This is a genomic window from Ligilactobacillus murinus DSM 20452 = NBRC 14221 (assembly GCF_001591685.1).
In the GTDB taxonomy this organism is placed as follows: domain Bacteria; phylum Bacillota; class Bacilli; order Lactobacillales; family Lactobacillaceae; genus Ligilactobacillus; species Ligilactobacillus murinus.
This window is the reverse complement of record NZ_BCVJ01000103.1, coordinates 1-1,659: the sequence shown is the minus strand read 5'-3', so window position 1 is coordinate 1,659 and position 1,659 is coordinate 1. Positions and strand designations below refer to the sequence as shown.

General features: G+C 37.7%; 3 protein-coding genes. All 3 read left to right on the top strand.

Annotated features, from left to right (window positions below; all coding sequences use genetic code 11):
- Positions 1-154: 154 nt before the first annotated feature.
- The gene (locus tag LMU01S_RS09930) at positions 155-772 is read left to right on the top strand and encodes a hypothetical protein (RefSeq protein ID WP_061773583.1); all 618 of its coding nucleotides are present in this window, start codon (positions 155-157) and stop codon (positions 770-772) included.
- 35 nt (positions 773-807) lie between these two features.
- Positions 808-1,389 (top strand): hypothetical protein, encoded by a 582-nt coding sequence (locus tag LMU01S_RS09925; RefSeq protein WP_056959807.1) that lies wholly within the window; start codon positions 808-810, stop codon positions 1,387-1,389.
- A 75-nt stretch (positions 1,390-1,464) separates the two neighbouring features.
- The coding region (locus LMU01S_RS09920; RefSeq protein ID WP_156470418.1) for a hypothetical protein at positions 1,465-1,659 on the top strand (195 nt) is incomplete at its 3' end.

Sequence of the window (1,659 nt, the reverse complement as noted above, 5' to 3'; positions counted from 1 at the left end):
CGGCAAGGTAACCGATAAGATCGCAAATAGAGCAATGCTCAGAGAAAAATTTGGTGATAATAGTGTTCGGTCTGAATTAGACAATACGTTTGATCTTTTGAGAGATATGAAAGAACTCTATACGTGGTAGAATCAGAGAATTGGAGGCGATGATATGGCAATAGAGACATGGGATAGTCCCTATATAGTGATTTGGTTATGTTTGGGAGTATTAGCAACAGTATTGACATTTGGCACGCGAGGATATAGTGACAAATTAAATGGCTTGGAGGCTATTGGATATAGTGTGATAATCGGAGCTTTAGCTATCTTGAATGGGGCAGCGCTAGGTCAGACAATGTATGATAAAACAGCAAAGTATGACATTTGGGGGAGTTTAGGAACAATGTTAGGCTTATCGGGTCCTTTAATAGTGAGTGGATTGATATTGATAGTGTTTTATCGGAATCGTGTAGTAAAACATCCGGATGAAGTGACAGTTAAAGGAGAAGATTTAGAGATAAATAAATCTTATCTGCTAGGTGGAATAACGTCATTCATGACATATGGTTTATTAGCAGCAGGTATTGGAGCAATGTATATTGTAATGGCGCTAGTCGGTGATAGGGAAGGTTTACTGATTGCTAGTACAGTGTTGATCCCACTTATCGTAGCAATTTGGTTAATAACCCAATACCGCAAATGGATGTTTAAGTATATCGTCTGGGTGTTACGTCGCAAAGGGTTGTTGCAAGTAGAGGATGATGAAAGTAAGTCTAAAGATATTGATTGACCCTTATTATTTTTAAGATCGAGAGGAGAATTACAATGACAAATGTATTTGATTTATTAGGTGTTATTGTGTTGTTTGTGATCGTTTATTGCTTGAATTTATCAGTTGGTAAGAGTGGTGTGGCAGGTAAATTATCTACAGGTTTTGCATTATTTCAAACATTAGTGGTTTTTGCTTCAGCTGGTGGAGCAATGATCTTATTGGGAGACTTAGTTAAAAATGAGGCAGTTTCATTATTTTTAGCAGTTTTTGGCTTAAGTGGGGTCTTGTTACTGAGTGGCTTTATGTCATTTAAATATTATCAACAACGTATCTTGGCTCATCCTGAAGAATTTTATATTCAAGATGGTAGCGTAGTCTTTGAAAAGTCATATCTTTTTGGTGGTGTAGTTAGTTACCTAGGTTTCGGGATCTTAGCAGCTGGGATCGGTCTAGCCAATACGATATCAGTTGTGATCGGTGATCGTCATGGAGTGCTTTATGGCTTAGCAATTTTTGCTCCGATCATCATTGCGATCTATTTATTTGCTAAATATCGTAAATGGGCCATGCAACATATTATCAAAGAACTAAGTGAACAAGGAAAATTGATCGAAAAAAATACGGGTGAACAATAGATCTTTCAAATAAAAAGTTAGATAACTATCAGTACTTCAAGGATAATTTAACAGCCAGAAGATGAGGTGAAGCAAATGACTAAGATGAATTACATGGAGCTATATGAATTCATGCTAGCGGCAAACCAAGGTTTGAATAGCCGGCGTGATCTATTACGTAAAACACAAAAGAGTTTAAATACTTTTGCAAGTGGCAAGGGGGGCCTCACTGGTGGTGCCGCTGATGGGATCGCAAATTATATCAGTGAAGTGCATGCTAGTGGGCTACAG